Source organism: Candidatus Marinimicrobia bacterium CG08_land_8_20_14_0_20_45_22, assembly GCA_002774355.1.
GTDB lineage: Bacteria > Fidelibacterota > UBA2242 > UBA2242 > UBA2242 > 0-14-0-20-45-22.
Map to the genome: position 1 here is coordinate 1 of PEYN01000029.1, position 20,369 is coordinate 20,369.

13 protein-coding genes are annotated in these 20,369 nt (G+C 46.3%); 3 read left to right on the top strand and 10 right to left on the bottom strand.

Annotation, left to right across the window (positions count from 1 at the left end):
• The first annotated feature begins 667 nt into the window (after nt 1-667).
• Nucleotides 668-1,573, top strand: a complete 906-nt coding sequence (locus tag COT43_02075; GenBank protein ID PIS30264.1) for an EamA family transporter — start codon at nt 668-670, stop codon at nt 1,571-1,573.
• Nucleotides 1,574-1,629: 56 nt separating this feature from the next.
• Here the strand turns inward: COT43_02075 and COT43_02080 are convergent, their stop codons facing one another.
• From COT43_02080 to COT43_02095, 4 genes are all read right to left on the bottom strand, one after another.
• The gene (locus COT43_02080; protein ID PIS30265.1) at nt 1,630-3,039 is read right to left on the bottom strand and encodes a DUF5009 domain-containing protein; all 1,410 of its coding nucleotides are present in this window, start codon (nt 3,037-3,039) and stop codon (nt 1,630-1,632) included.
• 184 nt (nt 3,040-3,223) lie between these two features.
• Nucleotides 3,224-5,377, bottom strand: coding sequence for a hydantoinase (locus COT43_02085; GenBank protein PIS30266.1), 2,154 nt, complete (start codon nt 5,375-5,377; stop codon nt 3,224-3,226).
• Nucleotides 5,374-5,883 (bottom strand): four helix bundle protein, encoded by a 510-nt coding sequence (locus COT43_02090; GenBank protein PIS30267.1) that lies wholly within the window; start codon nt 5,881-5,883, stop codon nt 5,374-5,376. The genes COT43_02085 and COT43_02090 overlap by 4 nt, the downstream gene beginning before the upstream one ends.
• 116 nt (nt 5,884-5,999) lie before the next feature.
• Nucleotides 6,000-7,475: a citrate transporter gene (locus COT43_02095; protein PIS30268.1), complete on the bottom strand. Its 1,476-nt coding sequence runs from the start codon at nt 7,473-7,475 to the stop codon at nt 6,000-6,002.
• 180 nt (nt 7,476-7,655) lie between these two features.
• On the opposite strand from COT43_02095, the gene COT43_02100 reads away from it, so the two are divergent.
• Both COT43_02100 and COT43_02105 read left to right on the top strand, forming a co-directional pair.
• Complete coding sequence (locus tag COT43_02100; GenBank protein PIS30269.1) at nt 7,656-9,404, top strand: FAD-dependent oxidoreductase; 1,749 nt, start codon at nt 7,656-7,658, stop codon at nt 9,402-9,404.
• Nucleotides 9,405-9,409: 5 nt separating this feature from the next.
• Nucleotides 9,410-10,552 carry a hypothetical protein gene (locus COT43_02105; GenBank protein ID PIS30270.1) on the top strand — a complete coding sequence of 381 codons (1,143 nt, stop codon included), beginning with the start codon at nt 9,410-9,412 and terminating at the stop codon, nt 10,550-10,552.
• Here COT43_02105 and COT43_02110 read toward each other — a convergent pair.
• From COT43_02110 to COT43_02135, 6 genes are all read right to left on the bottom strand, one after another.
• Nucleotides 10,549-11,253: an N-acetylmannosamine-6-phosphate 2-epimerase gene (locus tag COT43_02110; GenBank protein ID PIS30271.1), complete on the bottom strand. Its 705-nt coding sequence runs from the start codon at nt 11,251-11,253 to the stop codon at nt 10,549-10,551. The two genes, COT43_02105 and COT43_02110, sit on opposite strands and share 4 nt — an antisense overlap.
• Nucleotides 11,254-11,271: 18 nt before the next feature.
• Nucleotides 11,272-13,686 (bottom strand): glycosyl transferase family 36, encoded by a 2,415-nt coding sequence (locus tag COT43_02115; GenBank protein ID PIS30272.1) that lies wholly within the window; start codon nt 13,684-13,686, stop codon nt 11,272-11,274.
• 45 nt (nt 13,687-13,731) lie between these two features.
• The gene (locus COT43_02120) at nt 13,732-15,150 is read right to left on the bottom strand and encodes a phosphoglucosamine mutase (protein ID PIS30273.1); all 1,419 of its coding nucleotides are present in this window, start codon (nt 15,148-15,150) and stop codon (nt 13,732-13,734) included.
• A gap of 112 nt (nt 15,151-15,262) precedes the next feature.
• Entirely contained in the window at nt 15,263-16,405 is a 1,143-nt protein-coding gene (locus tag COT43_02125; GenBank protein ID PIS30274.1) for a hypothetical protein, read from the bottom strand.
• Between the two features lie 71 nt (nt 16,406-16,476).
• Nucleotides 16,477-18,150 (bottom strand): hypothetical protein, encoded by a 1,674-nt coding sequence (locus tag COT43_02130; GenBank protein ID PIS30275.1) that lies wholly within the window; start codon nt 18,148-18,150, stop codon nt 16,477-16,479.
• Nucleotides 18,151-18,663: 513 nt separating this feature from the next.
• Nucleotides 18,664-20,274, bottom strand: a complete 1,611-nt coding sequence (locus tag COT43_02135; GenBank protein ID PIS30276.1) for a succinate-semialdehyde dehydrogenase — start codon at nt 20,272-20,274, stop codon at nt 18,664-18,666.
• Nucleotides 20,275-20,369: the final 95 nt, after the last annotated feature.

The following is a 20,369-nucleotide window of genomic DNA, read 5'->3' on the forward strand; positions in this document are numbered from 1 at the left end:
ATGTGTAACACCTCCTGTCTTTTCCTATTTTAATATCTTCTACCAAGGGTTACACACTTTATCTTACAGTCTATTACAGTCTCCCGACTTCGGCAGTCTGAATTGATATTTTACCGATCTCTTTCTATCTTCGGAATATGTCGGGAGATGCTTCATATATCTCCCGATATATCTGAAATATCAACGGATATATCTGAAACATGTCGCGAGATATTTGAAAGTTCAACGGAGATACTTGGAAGTTCTACGGTGTCCAGTTTAGATAAAATTCATAGTGTGCCGTGGTAGGCGGCGCTCTGTGTCAGAATCTGGCGCAGCGGGAAAAATGTCTGAATCACTGATTAACCAGATTACGCTGATTTCCCTGATTATCGAAAATATGACTGATAAAAGGAATCTGTGAAATCCATATTCGCCAAAGGCGAACTGACGGTGTTATGAGCGAGGCAAACAAATATTCAGATATTTCATGGATGCCGGGCCGGACAGCGCTCTGTGTCAACTCTTGATCTCAATCTTAACCTTAACCTTAATTTGTCTTCTCCCCTTTCGTGTATTCATTCCCCGCCTTTGGTTTGGTTTCGTGTTTATTCGTAGTTGAACTATCTTCCCGTTTGCATCTATTTTTCCACTCATTATTATTCTCTGACGCATTAAATTGCCGCCTATGAAGAATGGCGTTTATTCGGAGAAAGAAAAGAACCAGCGGCGCTCGTATTTCTACACATCGCTCGTCGTTCTCTTCTGGTCAACCGTCGCTACGGCATTCAAATTCTCACTGAAATATTTGGACGTTTATCAACTGCTCTTCTTCGCGTCGCTGTTTTCTACGATTATTCTGTTTGCAGTTGCAATCTGTCAGAAGAAATTAACCAATCTGCGACGATTAATAAGAGATGATTTCACCCGTTCGGCTGTGCTGGGGTTGCTGAATCCAACGATCTACTACCTCGTTTTATTTAAAGCCTACGCCCTTCTCCCGGCACAGATCGCTCAACCGCTGAATTACACATGGCCGATCGTGCTAGTTCTGTTTTCGGTTCCATTCCTTAAACAGCCGCTAAGTTGGAAGAGCATCGTCCCGATCTGCCTCAGTTTTTTTGGCGTCGTCATTTTATCGACAGGCGGGAGATTCTCCGGGATTCAGTCGCCGAACGCGACCGGTGTTTATCTCGCCGTCGGCAGTTCCGTCATCTGGGCAAGTTACTGGCTGATAAACATGAAAGACAGTTGCGACAAAACTCTGCGGTTATTGTTGAATTTTTCATTTGGAACGATCTATTCACTTGGCGCGGCTCTCTGTTTCTCACAAATCACTTTCCCCGGCTGGAAAACACTGGCAGGAACTGCGTGGATCGGCGCCTTCGAGATGGGTTTCACTTTTATTCTCTGGCTGAAAGCGCTGAACCTTTCGGAAACCACCGCGAAAATCTCGAATTATATTTTCCTTTCGCCGTTCATCTCGCTCATATTCATTCATTTCCTTGTCGGCGAAATTATCCAATCGACGTCGGTCATCGGACTTGCTTTGATCGTTTCGGGAATTCTTTTCCAGAACAGGTTATCGCGATAATCACGAAAACCATCAGTTAAAATTTATTTTAGAAGAACCATTTTACCGATTGAGAATTACGTTCTCCAGAAAATCTTCTTCTTCGTAAAGAAACTAACGATCAGCGCCAACAGAATCGTATAAACGAGTCCGCGACAGAAACCGATCCACGGCGACGCGGTAATTCTCAGGATGAACGGATGCAATGAAGTCAAGCAAAGAGCCGGCATGACGAGTCCGCCCATTCCGCTGTAAGCGATCATCGGATTCTGACCGTTATCGATCAGGAGCCGCAGAAAACTCCCGCGCTTCATGACATCGATAATGATCATAAACGAAATGAGCATGAAAATCGCAAGCCCGGTCGTCAGGAAATAATAACTCATCGTCGAATGGTCTTTCTTGATCCCGCCTTCGAATGGTTCAAAGACCAATCCTAAGACGATCCAGATTGCGCCCCAGACGAACAACCGCTTCAGTAAAAGTTCGGTCTCGTTGATAGGTTTTCGGAAGAGAAACGCCACAGTGATCAGAAGAACGAACGTGACCAAACTGGTTTGCCAGAGCCAACGCGCTTTCAATCCGACAAGTAAAATGATGACGAACAGCATCATCAGGTCGGATATAGCGTGAACGCGATTCGGCGACCAACTGAATTTTTCATCGGCGGGCCTTTTCATCCAATCGACGATCATATCACCGACGATCGTTCCGGGCAAGACGATGAACAGATATTTGAGGTAATCCATTTTGTACATCCACGGAATCGGCGAGAAATTCCAGACCCAGCCGATCCAGCCGCCGAATTCGTGCGACAATCGTAGTCCGAAAAAGACGCCGAGAATTGCCAACCTCAGCAGGATGTTTCTCGAAGTCAATAGCCAGATGATAGATCCGAAGAAAAACACATTTGTCAGAACGACCAGAATGATATTATTTCGATAGAGCGATAAACCGGTTCCGTCGGGATATTTCAGCAATGCAAGCATCAAAACCGCGCCAATCCAGCCGGCGATCTTGACACCATAACCGAGTTTTTTATTCCAATTCTTCGGCGTTCGGACATAGATAGCGAACATCACGAGAAATCCCGCAAGCGCCAACAACCACGTCGTTGCGGTCTGATCCTGACTGATCACATACGGGCTGAAGTGGCGATGAAGGATCGCAAAGAATCCGAGTAGAAATGTTCGTTCGACGACATATCCAATGATTTTCAGCGTCGATTCGCCGGATTCCCGGCGTTTCGATAATGCCAGCGGGATCGCCGCGCCCAGCGCAAACAGGAAAAACGGAAAGACCAGATCCACCCATGTAATCCCGGGAAGATTCGGATTGAATACATGATTCGGCGGAGGCACTTGCGCGTGATACATCCACGACGGTAAAACGCCCCACGGAATCATTCCCGACAGCACCATCGTCAGAATTGCAAAGCCGCGCAAAGCGTCCAATCCCGTTGCCCGTTTCGTTGTCAGTTCAATCATTTTCCGTCCTCCCAACTAACCCCAGAGGTGCTTTTATAACCATAAAGATAGCAATAATGGTTTCTCAACTTTAACCCAACCTTATCCCCACATTATCCACCAATGCGAACAACTCTAATCGACCTAATTAACCTATTCAATCCACCGGTGGCGGACAAGCCCAAATCAACCTATTCAACTATCCTCACTTTTTTCCTGCCGCTATCAATGCAACCGGTTCGCCAGCCGGGAATTTTTTCAATTCGATATCGAGAATGGCAAATATCTGCTCGATCTGAACCAGACCGGTCAGGTCGATGATCTTTGCGGAGATCAACACAAAAATGTCCGGCAAAAGCGCTCCGGCATCGCCGTAAGTCGTTAGTTCGGCGACAACTTCGGTGATCCGCGATTTCACTTGATTAGATTCCGTCTGAACTACAAGACAATCGTTGACCTGTAATTTGATAACACCTTCGCGGTTGACAACTCGGGCTTTTTGAATGGTTTCTTTAACGATTCCAAAGAGCCGGGAGCGTTTGAAAGTCGCTGTAATGATCGATAAAAAGGATGTCTTTGCGGCGATCTTTACCAAATTAACAGTGACTTTCAGCGACGTCGCGCCAATCTTCAACAATTCTTCCTCTGACAATTCCCTGATGTCAAGATCGCGGGTTCGCAATTCGCTGGAACCGGTGGCGATGGCAAACACACGTTTGTTTCGCGTATCGACCTCGATGCTGACTTCGATGCTTTCAGGAATCGCACCCATCGATTGAACGGAATTCATTGCTTCCTGACGAATTGCTAAAAGATCGGATTCCGTCGGGTCGATGATGCTTCGTTCGACGGTGTCGCGGATGATTCCCAGCGCGGCGCCGATTGCCGAAACGACTTCACAATTCTCGGCGATTTGATGATCGAAGCACATGAGTTCGGCGGAAAACGGAACCAGCGCCGATGCGCCGCCACCGCCGCCGACAAATTTTACCAGTGATGCGTCGAGTTTGTATTCGCGGATCAATTGTCGGATCGTCGGCTGTATTTTCTCGGCAGAAACGGTCAGGATTTCCCGGGCGATCTTCGATTCGCTCCTGTTCATCGATTTCGCGAGGGCGCTAAAGCAGGAACGAATCGCCGGAAGATTCGCGGCGCCGTGTCCGATGGCTTTCACATAACCGAGAAAGTTGGCGGCTTCTGTCAGTGTCAAAGCAAACCGCCGACAATCTTTTTTCCGGACAACAGCGTAATCGTCCGGATCGGTTTCCAGCGGTCGGATTTTCTCCAATTCGACATCTGAAAAATCCATCTCATCCGAAAATGCGACATACGGAAGCCGGGCGATGTGCGCGCTTCTGGGGCCGACATCGATCACATGATTGTCCTGAATTCTCGGCATCGATCCGCCGGCGATACCCAGCGTCCGAACATCCAGCGTACGCAGAAAAAGTCGATTGCCGCCGATCTGAGCGCTTTTCACCTGCGGTTTGCCGTTTCGGATGACGGAAATGTCCGTCGATGTTCCGCCGACTTCGATGAAAATTCCATCGCTGATCTTGACGTACATCAGCGCCGCCGCCACGCCAGCCGCCGGTCCCGAAAGCATCGTCAGAATCGGTCGTTTGCGCATCTCGCTGATGTCCATAATCCCGCCGTCCGAGCGCATGATCATCAGCGGCGCGTCGATCCCGGATTTCCGGACGGATTCTTCGGTCATGTTCGCGGTTTCAAGCATTTTCGGCATCATGCTCGCATTGATGACGGCGGTTCGTGTTCGGATTCTCAACCCGTAAAGTTTGGAAATATGACTCGCGGCGGTTGAAAGGTAGCCCATTTTATTGGCGATATTAGCGACAAATTCCTCACTTTCGGGATGATCGACGCCGAACGCTTCCGAAGCAACAATGACCTGTGCGCCGTCATGCACCAAACCTTCAATAGCGGTTTGAACCTGCTTTTCGGTCAGCGGAGTTCTTAGATCGAAATAGATATAGTTTGTATGGAGAAATTTCCCTGGCGCCAGCGAAATGTTCTTCGGGTTGCTGTCTTTTTGCGAGATTTTACCTTCAAGTCCGACGCCCATTCCGATAACGCCGACCGTCGCGACATCACCTTCGAGCAAAGCGTTTGTTGCCTGAGTCGTCGAATGCGCAATCAGAATAATTTCTTCCGGCTGGATTCTTGTCTTCTCCAACAACATCTGCAAAGAATCGACGACGCCTTTGGCGACGCCTTCTTTAGCCGTATGCGTCGTTGGAACACAAACCTTTCCAACGATTGAGTAGTCAGTAATATTTAGCGCGACGGCATGCGTAAATGTGCCGCCGACGTCGATGCCGATTTTTATTTTACGTCTCATGGGATTGGTTGATTAGGTAGATTATGTTGATTGGGTTGATTGGGTTGATTGAGTTGATTAGGCTTGTCCGCTTTGGTGGATTGATTATGGTTTTGAGTAAGATAAGGTCCATCGGGTTCGGAGATTTTATCGTTCAGTTTTTGGTCTTTTAAAAACTTAATATATCCATTGAGAACCTTAACGACAAAAAGGACTTTTCCAACAAACTCATCGAATTTTTCCTGATTGATATAGTTTTCATCAACCGCGACCGTCAGGTGATCGATCAATTCAAAAAGCGAGCCTCGCGCTTGCCTGCAAAACCGGATGTTTTCCTGAAAGTGGTATCTGCCCTGGCCTTCGGCAATATTTGCAGTAACCGATCTTGAAGCGCGGGTAATTTGGTCAATCAATTGATGCTTTTCACTCGCCGGTAATGATTTAGCAAATTCAGAAAAATCTTTCCTCAATTCCCGCGCAAATTTCCAGGCATCCAGTGTGGCAAAGGAATAATTGATGTTTGCCATATCCAATCTCAAACGCGAGCGAATTTATAATTTTGCATTTCGTCTGTCCTGTCCACTCAGTTCACTCTTTTCACTCTAATCAACCTATTCAACCTATTTCTACCTACTCAACCCATTTACATAAACCATACCGCCGCGACGATTAAACCTAATATCGCGACCGCCCATGTATAAGGAATCGTATTCCATAGCACTTTTTGAACGTCCTGCTGCATCTCATTCGCCAGCCAGACGTTGTGCGTATTCGTCGGGTCACTGATGCCCTGAACCTGTCCAACCGCCATTAACATTCCCATGATTGCACCAGCATTCATTCCGCTGGCGAGTAAAATCGCCGCGAGTCCATAGCCCATACCCCAAACATTCAACGGCCCTCGATACAATGCCAACGGCGCAGCTAATCCGAAAATCATAACGTAAGCCCACGGAGAATGCGGAATGACCGACTGCATAACCGGTTGCAATAAATTCAAAACCGGCCAGCCTTCCGGGTGTTCCACTGCCCAACTTCCACTGGGTCCGATGATAGCGTTCAGCAACATTCCAATCCCAAACATCAAAACGATCGCGGGCATTACGACGGCTCCACCTTCAAAAATAGAGCGAATGAACAGATTCAGGCTTCCTTTTCGATATGTCGCTACATAGCCGTAAATCAATCCTGTTATGAACGCCGCTATGAAATCAATCCTGAACAATAAAATCAGGAACAACGGAATGAGCGGCGTCAGATATGCCGACCAATGAATTTTTCGCTCTTCTGCCGATTTTGACCATAGCGCTCGCAAAATATTCCAGATAAACAGCGTACTCAAAACAACACCGATTATCCATTTAAAACCTTTTCCAACAAAGTTTAAACCGGATTTAAATACCTGTTTAAATAAATCGTCGGCTGAATGATATATCAAAAATCCGGCGCCGATGATCAGAATAATTGCTACGGTTTTCATTATAATTTTTTTCAGACTTAGATCGTGTCCGTCGCGGTACAACTGGATTGTGATATAAATCAGCGCAACAACAAACGTCATCCCAAACATCATCAGTGCAAAAGGTTTGATTTCATCGACAGATAAATTCATCACATTGATATAGAGCGCCCAGTTTCCGGCATTGAGAATCCCGCCGATACTTAGTCCGAACAGGAAAATACCGATGACGGTCATCTGACCGATTCCGATGGACGACATGATTGGCAAAACGATCGTCGCGACCATAATGATTGCGCCCAGACCGCCGAGTGTTGTAAAGAGCAAAGCAATGAGCGACAGCATGAGAACGGCGATGCTCCATGGATTATCGCCGGCGAGTTCCGCGCCGATCTTGATAAAATTTTCGGCGACTTTCGTCTTTTGTAAAAAAATACTCAACATGCTTCCGAAGAATGCGACTGTATAAGCCGTGTGCAACCGGAGCGTTCCCTGTCCGATAACTAATTGAATCGTATCTTGGAGCGAAACGCCGCCGATCAATGGTATTAAAAACGCCATGACCGGCAGAGCGATCAGGGCGGGAATTTTCCGAAAGAACATAGCGAGTGAAATAATTAAAAACAGGCCGATAAACAGCGTAATTTGGATTATTTCCATAACATCAACATCTTCATATTTTCAGTTTCATAGTCTTCAAGGTTCGGAAAAATATAACCAACGCCCATTCGGTTTCCAAGTTGAAAATCTAAATCAGTCGTTGATTATTTGGATAAAAGTGTCTTAGTTTATCACCGGTTTTGAATGTGAATGCGTGAATAGTTGCGATTTGGAAATGATATGAAAATTCTGGAAACGAAAGTATTGGTGATCGGCGGCGGAGCAAGCGGCGTCTGTACGGCAATCCAAGCCGCTCGTCTTGGCGTCGAAGTCATATTAGTTGAAGAAACAGCGTGGTTAGGCGGGATGTTGACCGCCGCAGGCGTCAGCGCCACCGACGGAAATCACCGGCTTCCTTCCGGACTTTGGGGCGAATTCCAGCAGAAAATTTACAATCACTATGGCTCAGCATCTGCCGTTGAAACCGGTTGGGTCAGCAACACACTTTTCGAACCACACGTTGGACAGCAGATTTTTCAGGAAATGTGTGATGCTGAACCGACGCTCACCGTTTTGAAAGGTTATCGGATCGTTTCCATTTTGAAAAAATCCAATCATGTCATCGGCGCAGAATTTATTGATAATCGAGGCAAAAGCCTTCGCGTATTGAGTCAAATTAGTATTGAAGCAACTGAATACGGAGACGTGCTTGCTCTGGCTGGTTGTGAGTATCGCGTTGGACGAGAAGCGCGCGCCGAAACCGGCGAACGCTTCGCACCCGAATCGGCAGACGACATGATTCAGGACATCACTTACGTCGCGATTTTGAAAGACTATGGGATCGGAGACGACCGGTCAATTCCAAAACCGCCGAATTATAATCCAACTGTTTTTCGCGGCTCGTGTAAAATTTCCGACGATCAAACTGACCAAAATCTTCCAACTCCGGAAAAAATGCTCGAATATGGCAAATTGCCGAACGGAAAATACATGATCAACTGGCCGCTCCACGGCAATGATTTCTACCTGAACGCCATTGAAGTGAATCCGAGTGAGCGGCTCTCAGCGCTTCAACCGGCGAAAGATTTTACGATGGGTTTTGTCTATTTCATTCAAACTGAACTCGGTTACAAGCATCTCGGACTTGCCGATGATGAATTTCCGACCGCTGACCGGCTGGCACTGATTCCGTACAATCGCGAGAGCCGGCGGATTATCGGAATAACGCGGCTGAAATTGGAAGACATTGAAAACATCTATCAATCACCCCAAGGCGAATTATACAAAAGAGGAATTGCCGTCGGCGATTATCCGCTTGACCATCATCATCACAAATGTCCGAAACCGGTAAATGAAACTTACCCTCAGATTTCTTCATTCACGGTTCCATTCGGCTGTCTGATTCCTTCAACGGTTGACGGTTTGCTTGTCGCTGAAAAGAGCATTTCTGTCACGCATTATGTCAATGGATGCACGCGTCTTCAACCGTGCGTCATGTTGATTGGACAGGCGGCGGGCGCCGCGGCGGCTCTGTGCGTTCGCGAAAACGTTCAGCCTCGCGATCTCGCCATTCGGAAACTCCAGCAGGTTTTACTGGACGCGCACGCTTACCTGATGCCGTTTTCGGACGTCAAACCCGACGATCCGGCGCTTCAGGCAATTCAACGAATCGGTGCGACCGGAATTCTCAAAGGCGAATCGATTCATCACGACTGGGTGAACGAACTTCGATTCAACCCGGACGAAAAAGTCACGGGAAGAGAGTTCATTGATGCTGTCAGACTCATGATCGACTTCCCGCCGGAACCGATTCTAAAGATATCGCCAGGCAATTTCATTACCAAAAATCAGTTCGTCGCTTTTGCGGGAAAAATGGACTGGCAGATTCCTGAATTTTTCACTCCGCCATCTGAAAAATGGCTGACGCGACGCGCTTTCGCCGTTTGGCTTGACGCGCAATTCGATCCGTTTAACGCTATTCCGGTTTAATAAAAATGCAAAGATTTCTCCGTTCATCTTTAATTCTTGCACTCTTGTTCAATTTCGCCTCATCTCAGGAAAATCTATCCGAACTTCGCGGCGTTTGGCTGACCAATGTTGATAGTCAGGTTTTGGACAGCCGGGAAAACATCGCCTCAGCAATGCAATTTCTCGCCGATCACCATTTCAACGTCGTTTTCCCCGTCGTCTGGAACGATGCGCAGACACTTTATCCCAGCGAAATCATGGACTGTCTTTTTAATGTCAGAATCAATCCGCAATATGTCGGGCGCGATCCGCTAATGGAGGTCATTTCCGAAGCACACAGCCGGGGAATCGCCGTCATTCCGTGGTTCGAATACGGTTTTGCCTCTTCCTATCAGAAAAATGGCGGACTGATCCTTGAAAGAAAACCAGACTGGGCGGAGCGCGATAATCATGGAAAACTCCTGACGAAGAATGGTTTTGAATGGATGAATCCTTATCATCCCGAAGTGCAGGAATTCATCATTTCGCTCGTTACGGAAGTCGTGAAAAATTACGACATTGACGGAATTCAGGGCGACGATCGGCTTCCCGCGAATCCCATTGAGGGCGGCTACTCGGATTTTACCCAGAAATTGTACGCCACGGAACACGCCGGGAAGTTGCCATCGACTAATTTTCGCGACAAGAATTGGCAAAAATGGAGGGTTGAGAAACTCACAACTTTTTGTAAAAACCTTACTGATTCTGTCCGAAATCTCAAACCTGACATTCTGGTCTCATGGGCGCCAAGCGTTTATCCGTGGTCTTATAATGAATATTTACAGGATTGGCCTTCATGGATTCGAACAAATTGCGCCGATCTTGTCATTCCGCAGGTTTACCGTTACTCTTATCCGGAGTATAAAACGACACTCCGTGAAATGGTACCGGCAGAACTTGACTCTCGCCGAAATATCATTTTCCCGGGAATTCTCATAAATGTTGGCGAATATGTCATCCCAGAGGAATATTTTCTAAAAGCGGTTGCTCAAAATCGAAAATCCGGCTATAACGGCGAAGTATTTTTCTTTTATGAAGGATTACGGAAAAACGACGATCAATTGGCAAACGCGCTATTGAAAACATTTTACGAAAAACCAGCGAAGTTGCCGGATTTTTCCCGACGTTAGTTACTCCTCTGAATTTCTTGTAAAAACCGTCTCGTGATTAGCGTTGGGCGAGTGATCGCCGAGCCGACAACAACCGCGTAAGCACCTAATTCTAAAAGTTTGCGCGCATCTTCGGGATTCCAAATTCGTCCTTCGGCAATGACCGGAATTTGATCACCGATTTTATCGACGAGTTTTTGCAACAGCATGAAGTCCGGTTTGTATTCATTTTCCGTTTTCGTATAGGAAGTGTAACCGGATAGCGTCGTACTGATGAGATCGAAACCCAAATCGCAGGCGCGCTCACCTTCGTTAAAAGTAGAGATATCCGCCATCAACAAAACGTCTGTTTTTTCTTTCAAAGCTCGGATGATGTTTTCCAACTTTTCGTCGTTTGGACGACTTCGTTGAGTTGCATCGAACGCCACAATTTCACAGCCGGTCTCGGCTATTTCTAAGTTGTCGGCAAGTGTCGCTCCAATGAAAACTTCAGAATCTGCATACTTTTTTTTATAAATACCGATGACCGGCAGATGAACCGTGTTCCGGATAGCGACGATATTTTTCGGATAACAGGCTCGGACAGCGCACGCCCCGCCGAGTTCCGCCGCTTTTGCCAACGCGGCAAGAATTTCTGGTTTTCCCAGAGGTTCATCGTCGTCAGCCTGAGCAGAAACAATTAATCCACTTTTAATCTGAGCAAGCGTTGATTTGACATTCATTTGACTTCGCTCCTCTAACTAACCGATTCGAACATCGATATGAACTTCCGTTTTCCCCAAGATTGCATTCTGAACCGTTTGTTCATTCAGTGATAGGTGATTTCCGATGACCGTTTTGCCCTCGATTTCGATCAATCGCACGCCCGAATTTAGATGTAGCGGATTTTTTACCGCGATGTGGTAATTCACGCCACGGAATCTGCGTATTACCTGATAGGATTCCCAGTTCCTGGGGACGCATGGATCGATAATGAGTCCGTCAAAAGTCGGTCGGACGCCGAGAATGTAATCGATCGCGTCGCGTAACATCCAAGTCGATGAACCGGTTAGCCACGAATGACTCGCCTGACCAAACATCGGATGATCTGGACTGGTGACATATTCGGCGTAAACGTAAGGTTCTACCTGATAGCGGTCGATATCAACGATGGGATTCATCGGAAGCGCTTTTTTATAAATATCAAACGCACGGTCGCCGCGACCCATCAGACATTCGGCTAAAATTGACCAACTGACCGGATGATTGAAGACGGCGCCGTTCTCCTTTTTTCCCGGAACGCAACGTGTCGCCAAACCGATTCTTAGATCGATTTTTGTGTAAGCCGGATCGAGCATTTTCGGCCCTTTTGGCGTGTCAAGATATTTAACAACGGAATCCATACATTTCAATGCGCGTTCTCCCCGCGCAACACCGCTGATGACTGCCCAACTCTGAGTATTTAAAAAGATTTTACCTTCGTCATTTTTCGAAGAGCCGATGACCTCACCTTCGTCATTGGTACCGCGAATGTACCACTCGCCGTCCCAACAATGCGTGTTGATCGCTTCGCTAACTTTTTCATATTCCGATTGATAATGTTTTGCGATTTCTACCATGCTAATATGGTTACACAGCGCGACGGTTTCTTTGAGGATGTAAGCGAGAAACATCGTCACCCAAACGCTCTCGCCTTTGCCCTTTCTGCCCAGATAATCGAGCGTGTCGTTCCAATCACCGGGACCAAATTTCGCCAAATACCGATCCGTAAGATTTGACAGCGTATAATCGATCGCGGCAAACAAGTGCGTCAAAATCTGCGCCTTTCCTTCGTCATAAAATGGCGTCGCAGTTCTGAGAAAATCCTCATCGCCGGTTTCTTTGAGATAGACAATAATCGCCAATGGCAACCAGAGCGGCGTGTCGGAGTGACCGGTTTTTTCTCCGCCGCCGGTCAACGGATAATAGAGATGAAACGTGCTTCCATCGCGAAACTGAAACTTCGACATTTCGGTAATCCGTTCCTTGACCCATTCCGAACGCGTCATCACCGGCCCCATGATGTCCTGACACGAATCGCGATAGCCGCGTCCAAACAACATTCCACCGTGATAGTAAGAAGCATCGCGTGAAAAAAGAAATGTTACAGATGTCTGATACTGATTCCAAACGTTGATCATTGTGTTCATATCGTCGTCTGGCGTGTCGATTTTTACTGACGACAGATAATCCGTCCATTTTTCGCGAAGTTTTTGGAACTCGGATTCGACCTTCTCTTTTTGGCGGTATTTGTTGACGAGTTCGAGTGCGTTCGATTGGTAATTTTCCTTCGGAACGACGCCAAGCATGATTGTAAAAGTCTTCTCCTCGCCGGGCGAAAGCAAGATTTCCATTTGGATCGCGGCTTCGGCGTCTCCGGCGGTAATTTCTGTGTTAAAACACTTCCCACTTTCCACGGCGATCGGATTGGATTCGGAACGCCATTTCCCGATAAAAACGTCTTTACTGCCGTCCCAACCTTTGATGGGAATGTCGGCACTGAAGAAAACATACTTGTCCCACGCTTCATTCGCCTGAGCAACGGTCGCGCCTTTGTACTTTACCCAATAGCGCTTGGTAGCCAACAAAATTTGATCTTCGCGATCGAATTTGACTTCGTTAAAATGCTGATCGTTTGGCTGGTTAATCAGATCAACCAGCGCATGCCCCAAACACAATTCGTCGTAAGCAAAAATATCAAACGATTTCGGCTGAGATGATTCGTTTTTCACCTTTACACGCCAGATTTCCAGATCGTCGGTTGGGACGAAGTACAAGATTTCGGCGCGGACATTTTTATACTGGGATGTAATTTTCGTGTAATAAAGTCCGTGACGGCATTCGTATGAATCCAGTTGCGTCATCGTTGGTTGCCATGTCGGCGACCAGTATTCGCCGGTTTCAGCATCTCGCAAAATGACATATCGTCCCGGTCTGTCCATTGGCAAGGAATTGTAGCGCCAGCGTAAAATGCGGTTATCTTTCGGACTTCCCCAAAAACTGTAGCCGCCGCCAGTGTGCGAAATGAGTCCGCTATATTTGCCGTTTGAAATATAATTTACCCACGGAGCCGGCGTATCCGGTCGGGTAATAATAAATTCTAATTTATCTTCTGAAAAATGTCCGTAGCGATTCAATATTTTTCCTTCCTGTCCAATATTCTTAATTGCATTTTCGATGACTCATTGCGTCAGCAGACGAACGCCTTCCTTCAGTAATGTGTGAACTTTTTCCTCTGCATTAGATGCAACATAAATCCGTCCGAGCGGTTCTGTTTGCGAGACGCGCATCAGCATCCATGAGCCATCGGTAAAATAAAATTTGATCCCATCTGCAAGTGAAATCCGGTCAACTGCGAATTGACCGATTCTTTCTGGAGAATTCACACTCAGTTTTTCCATATTTTTTAATAATTCCGACGTTGGATGATGTTGATCGACCCGTCCGTAATGAAACGCGCCAAACCGCTTCCGCAGATCGGCAACCATTTCGCTAATCGGCGCCTTTCGGACGCTCAACATCTCCAGCGTCAGCAAGCACGAGAGGATTCCATCGCGTTCCGGAATGTGATTTTTGTAACCGAAACCGCCGCTCTCTTCGCCGCCAATCAAAATATCGCGTTCGCGCATAACTTCACTGACATTCTTAAAACCAACCGGCGCTTCAATAACCTGTCTCCCATGTTCGGCGGCGACTTTATCAATTGTGTTAGCCATCGAAGTTGTCCGAACAACATCGCCTGTCCAATTTCTTGTTTCAAGCAAATATTCAAAAAGGAGCGGCATCAAATCATGAAGTTCGACATAATTTCCGTTTTCATTCAGAACGCCAAACCGGTCGGCGTCGCCATCCGTCGCCAATCCGATTGAGGCTTTTTTCCGAATCACTATTTTTCGTAAATCCGGTAAATTGGACAAAATTGGCTCCGGCAATTTCCCGCCGAACATCGGATCAGGTTTTGCGTTGACCTGACTAACGAATCGCTTCATATCTCGAAGAAATAACGGCAAATATCCACAACCCGCGCCATGCATCGCATTATAAACGATTGGTTTTTGAAGCGTCAAAATAGACTCAAAGTTCACGACTTTTGATAATTGCTCCGAGTATTCCGGTAAGAAATCGACTTTATGAAGGAACTCGCCGATCTTTTTTTGATCATGTTGGGGTTTATTGCGGAATAGAAATCCTTCGACAGCGGTCGTCATTTCGACGGTCGCCGGACCGCCGTACGAACCTTTGAATTTCAGACCATTGTATTGATACGGATTGTGGCTCGCCGTTACCATGATCCCTGCCGCCAGATTCCGATTTTTCACCGCAAATGACAGCACCGGCGTCGGACAGAATCGTCGGCTAAGGAAAGCAGGAATTTGATTACTGGCAACTACATCAGCGACGGTCTCGGCAAATTCCGCGGATAAAAACCGCGTATCGAAACCGATTGCAATTCCTTTCTGAGCCGACCCAACCGAAACGAGATAATCGCAAAATGCCTGCGCGACCGCCCGAACATTCGAAAATGTGAATCCGTCCGCAATGATTGCACGCCAGCCATCGGTCCCAAAATGTATTGTTGCTTGATCGTTCATCTTTTTCATCCTCCGCAAACCTACCGATATATGCGCATCCTAATTTCTGCCAAGGATTTTTTCGACGTCGGAGCGGCTAAATCCACGTTCTAATAGCGCCCAGACTACTACTGAAAATTTCTTAGTCATGCGATACGCCGGGAAAAGTTTTCAGCCGGTCGTATAGATCGCACGCCATTTCGTCTGTAGTGGATGTATCTCGATATGCTTCGGCAATCAGTTCGGGATGCTGGATTAGACGGTTAAAATCTTTATGATTGCCGGTAATGACGTTTCCCAGCGATTCCTTGATTGCCATTCCAAGAACCAATTTTTGATCGTCGTTCCTAAAATAGCACGAAGGACGATTGAAGCGTTTGGGAAAAATCGCCAACAAATATTTTCCAGTTTCCGGGTCGAATTTCAGCATGAGATTCATTCGCGGCTCGGATTCCGTCATTTCCAGCGAATCGATGTAACTGCCGAAATCGGGAACATTTGAATTTCCAACAATTTGTCTACTGACTATCGTGAATGCTTCGATAAAATGGTTGAAAAATGTTTCAAGCAACTGCTCACTTACCGATGTAATTACATAAGATGTCCGAAGGTAATTCTCGATGAAAAACACGTTGATTTCGGGTTGCTGAATGATGGATTTCAATCGCGCTTCACCGACTTTTTCCCCATTAAGAAGAGATTGAATCTGCGTTTCGCCGATCAGCATATTCTTGAATCCCGCCTGAAAATGCAGATGCGGACTCGATGCGCCGGCAAGCGCGCCGTTAAAAAAGATGGAGAAATCGGTTAGCAACCGCGCAAGTTCAATCATCTCGTAAAAATGCCCGATAATCATCTGCGGTTGATGAATCTTCGTTGCAATCGTCAAATCACCTGGGAATGTAATTCCCGGATTAGTCAAAACGAGAAATTGATCGTCGAGGATCGAGACGCCGCGCTGACCAACGTCAAGATGGCATAAAAAACAAGTTTGTGATTTTCGGCTCGCCATTTTTTCAAAAGTTTCCGACGTCAGGCTTTGAAGACGCGTTTGATTACACATCAACTGCACGGGAACCGTATTGATTTCGATCTGAGAAAATGAAATATTCCGATAGGTTTCCAGGTTGCGAAGCAACCGCGGATATCCGGCTTTTGGATCGGATTGCTGACGAATCAGCGCCCGAACCCGCCGATTATCATTCATCGGGCTTTGAATGGCTTCTGTTTCGGTTTGGTAGCCTGCCAACTCGGCGTCGGAGAGGCGACGTTCTCTATCAATCATACAAAAATATTTTTAAACACGGTTTAACATTTCCCTGATCGGGTCCATCTTTGGCATTCGGTCGGTCGATGTTAAAAACCTACTTTGTTATTGTATTTATGGTAATATCTATTGCTCAAAACAAGGTGCTTCAATTCTTCCAAAATCGAAATTTTGAATGAATATTTCGAGTAATTTTTTCTTGCCAGAACATCTGCGCCGACTTGTTCGCTATCGGTATTGGCACCATGCCGGACGGCGATATAATTAGCCTCAGCCATATTTCGTTCAATCAGGAATCCCTGTTTAAGCATCTGATCGGACAATGCGGCGTCCTCACCATACAGCAAATCTGGATAACCGCCGGACGCCAGCACGGCTTCTTTGCGATAATAACGTGGAGCGCCCGGTCCCGGAATACACATCTGTAAAAGCGGATTGCTCTGACCGCATAAATATTCGTCGTGTGTGACGACTTGATGGTCCAAAACCAACTCGCCATTTTCCGGATTCCGCCATGCTGTCTGATAAATGCCGATAATTGCCGCCGCGCCGCTTCTATTGAATTGTTTGATGATTTCTGTAACCGGATCGCCTGTCAGGACATCATCAGAGTCTAATTGCCCAATAATGTAGTTCCAAGCGCGCTGAATTCCGAAGTTTCTCGCACCGCCGAGCGTCTTTCCGAAGACCTTGTAGAACTTAACAAGATCTGGATATTGTTGAACGTATGAAGCAACGATATTCGGTGTATCGTCAGTCCCGTTATCGACAACAATCAATTCTATTGGAATAAACGCATCCACCTTCTTCCGAACTTCGATAATCGACTCAATCGCATAACGCAGAAGACCGGCGCGATTATAAGTCGGCATTACAAAGGAAATTCCTTTGCCAAGCGTCGGATCGACCGGTACTTTTTTTGTGAAATAGGAATCCGGTAAGAAAGCTCCGATATCTTTTAGATATTTTTGGAAACTGAGCGGTCCCCACTCGAACCGAGCCGGATCGTGAATGTACGAGAAGTGCTTTTCGAGTTTCTTGTCGCCTTTCTGCGAAAATTGCTCTTGAAGTCCTTCGCCCGGATAGAATGGCTTACCTCGCCGAAATGTGTACGTTGGACTCGTAATCGTGTAGATTTTCCCATCCTGCGCCAAAACGCCCATCCGGATAGCATAATTGGTTCCCCAAAACACTTCTTCGTCAAAAACCCGGTCGTTGATGAACCGATTCGCCAAAGCAATCAGCGAACCATGACAGAAGAAGTTCGAGTTCGTTGCGCGGGAAGGAATGATGATATTCGACGGATCAGAACCCGGCTTGAGTTCCTGAAGAACACGTTCGTTACCGGTGTCGCCAATTAGCTCATAATGATTACTGATGATAAAACCGGCGCCAGTGACTTCGTAAGCGCGAATGAACGCATCAATCGTCTGCGACGTGATATCGATATCGTCACCCGGAGTCGGATAAAATAGCAAATCCACATTCAGTAAGCCTTGATTTTTTGCATTAAGAACCGCGTATGACGCATTCCGAAAAACGCCGTGTGCGCGATCAATTCGGCGTTTGGAAGATTCTGGAAAACTTGGGAGTAGGTCAGCATTCCCTTCCGAAACGATGACGACGCGTGTCTGTGGAGACGTATTATTTAGCGTTTTTTCAATGACGGATTGGAGTAAATCCAGCCCATTCGGATCGGATTGGCTCGCAATAAATAGGATGGCGGTCTTCATGTTTTTTCTTTCAAAAAGAGTTGCATACATCTCGCTTACCACGGAACGTGCGCTACAGGCGCATAGAAACCACACAAATATCAGTAATTTTCAGGAATTATGAAACATCTAACCGGAACTATTTTATCACCAAAACAGTCACGATCATGTTCAAGCCTGACAGTGAAGTCAAAAAAATCCAGTGAGCGCCGGAGCAAACCGATTGACTCTAATCGTTCCTTCCATCCCATAAAATATGGTAAGTTCCTTCATCCATTGGTTTGTTAATCAGTTCTCGCAAACATTCGCCCTTGATGTTGTAGATTTTCATCGAGACATTCTCACGCCGGAATAAATGAAGTGAAATCATAGTTCCCGTAGTGAACGGATTTGGAGAATTTCACAACAATGTCGGTTTTTTTGCATCCGGCGATTTCGGTTTATGCTGGATAGACGCGATCTGAGAAAAATCATTGGTTTTTAGTTGCTCAATCCATTCATCCCCGCAATGAACTTGGTTCTCGCCAAAAAGTAAAATTTTCACAGGGTAGTTTGAACCGTTTTTCACCACTTCGTAAAAAATCGCGGCAAGATTTTCATCAGTGAAAAGAATCCTTTAATGCGTTTTAAAAACGATTTCGATGCCAGCATTTGAGCAAGACTACTCAGACTGGAATAAATATTTGCATTGTATGGATACCACCACATTTGCCGTTTTGCGAATGGTAGGATGTCATTAATGATGACCTGCGGTCGCGTCATCTCATCAAAACCAAGGCGCCCATGAGTTCTCCCGATTCCGGATTCTTTAAATCCACCCCACGGTGTTTCTGCCAAACCGTGACTCATCAAATGGTCGTTAATTGCCACAACTCCGGCATAAATCTGGGAGGCAATTTTTTTCGCATGTCCTCGATTTTTTGACCAGACCGAACCGGTGAGCCCAAGATGCGAATCATTGGCCAACCGAATCGCCTCTTTATCGTCTTTAACTTTCATGACGCCGATAACGGGGCCGAACGTTTCTTCCTGCATGACAAGCATCTCATGATTGACGTTGGTTAAAACAGTCGCAGGCAACAGGTGGCGGAAATTTGGATTTTCGCTGATTTTGGATTGTGCAAAGATCATTGCACCTTTGGCAAGAGCATCTTGAATATGAAGTTTTACAGTGTTCATCTGCTTTTGCGTGGTCATCGCGCCGATTTCCACCTCGAAATCCGCATCGTAGCCGATCCGGATCGCCTCGACTTTTTCCTTGAGTAATTTCATAAACGGCTGGTAGATTTTTTCGTGGATGTAAATCCGTTCGACGCCTCCACAGGACTGTCCGGCATTCGACAATCCCGCCCATAACGCACCGCCGACGGCACGGTCGATGTCCGCATCTTCACAAACAATCATTGCATCGTTGCCACCGAGTTCAAGAACGACTGACGTCAGTGTTTCGGAGGCTTTTTTCATCAGATATTTCCCAGTTGAAACAGAACCGGTAAAAAAGAGTTTGTCAATACCATTTTCTAAAAAGGCATCACCGGCGATTTTCCCAGGTAGATTCAGATATGCAAACAGACCTTTTGGCAATTCTGCAGACTGAAAACATTTTTCAAGCAAGCGACCGACCATTTGCGTCTCGCTCGCTATTTTGAGAACGACAGCATTACCGGCTAATAAAGCCATGACAATTTCAGAAAACGGAATGGCAAACGGGTAATTCCATGGCGAGATGATTCCAATGACTCCAAACGATTCGCGCCGGATATAACTTCGTTTGTTGGCAAACAAAATCGAACTCGCTTTTAAGTGTTGATCTTTGAGAAATTCCCGGGCGTGTTTTGAATAATAAGAAAACGCCATCATCGCGGGTAAGACTTCAGTCGTCAAAGCGTCGATTCTGGTCTTGCCGTTATCGCGAGAAATAGTCTCAGCAATTTCGTCAGCGTGACCACTCAGAAACTGACGGATAGGACGAAGCGAGTTTACTCGTTCACGAATTGACCTTTTACTCCAAATCGGTTGGATCGATTTAGCCCGATGGATCGCATATTTGACTTCTTCGATCGTGTTTAGATTGGACTCACCAAGTTTTTCTCCCGTCGCAGGATTAAAACATCCTGTCATCATTTTTGTATTTTCCACTTCCAATTCATTTATCCTCTTTCTTAAAAAAAACATTTGCTTTTTGAAAAATGTATCTAAATTTGATCAGTTATGCAACACCGATTCTAATTAAACGGTTACTGTTATTTTCCAACCCAGACAGCCTTCGT

Excerpts from the sequence above, each read along its gene's own strand:
- COT43_02075 (PIS30264.1), top strand. The coding sequence starts at position 668 with ATGAAGAATGGCGTTTATTCGGAGAAAGAAAAGAACCAGCGGCGCTCG.
- COT43_02080 (PIS30265.1), bottom strand. The coding sequence starts at position 3,039 with ATGATTGAACTGACAACGAAACGGGCAACGGGATTGGACGCTTTGCGC.
- COT43_02085 (PIS30266.1), bottom strand. The coding sequence starts at position 5,377 with ATGAGACGTAAAATAAAAATCGGCATCGACGTCGGCGGCACATTTACG.
- COT43_02090 (PIS30267.1), bottom strand. The coding sequence starts at position 5,883 with ATGGCAAACATCAATTATTCCTTTGCCACACTGGATGCCTGGAAATTT.
- COT43_02095 (PIS30268.1), bottom strand. The coding sequence starts at position 7,475 with ATGGAAATAATCCAAATTACGCTGTTTATCGGCCTGTTTTTAATTATT.
- COT43_02100 (PIS30269.1), top strand. The coding sequence starts at position 7,656 with ATGAAAATTCTGGAAACGAAAGTATTGGTGATCGGCGGCGGAGCAAGC.
- COT43_02105 (PIS30270.1), top strand. The coding sequence starts at position 9,410 with ATGCAAAGATTTCTCCGTTCATCTTTAATTCTTGCACTCTTGTTCAAT.
- COT43_02110 (PIS30271.1), bottom strand. The coding sequence starts at position 11,253 with ATGAATGTCAAATCAACGCTTGCTCAGATTAAAAGTGGATTAATTGTT.
- COT43_02120 (PIS30273.1), bottom strand. The coding sequence starts at position 15,150 with ATGAAAAAGATGAACGATCAAGCAACAATACATTTTGGGACCGATGGC.
- COT43_02125 (PIS30274.1), bottom strand. The coding sequence starts at position 16,405 with ATGATTGATAGAGAACGTCGCCTCTCCGACGCCGAGTTGGCAGGCTAC.
- COT43_02130 (PIS30275.1), bottom strand. The coding sequence starts at position 18,150 with ATGTATGCAACTCTTTTTGAAAGAAAAAACATGAAGACCGCCATCCTA.
- COT43_02135 (PIS30276.1), bottom strand. The coding sequence starts at position 20,274 with ATGTTTTTTTTAAGAAAGAGGATAAATGAATTGGAAGTGGAAAATACA.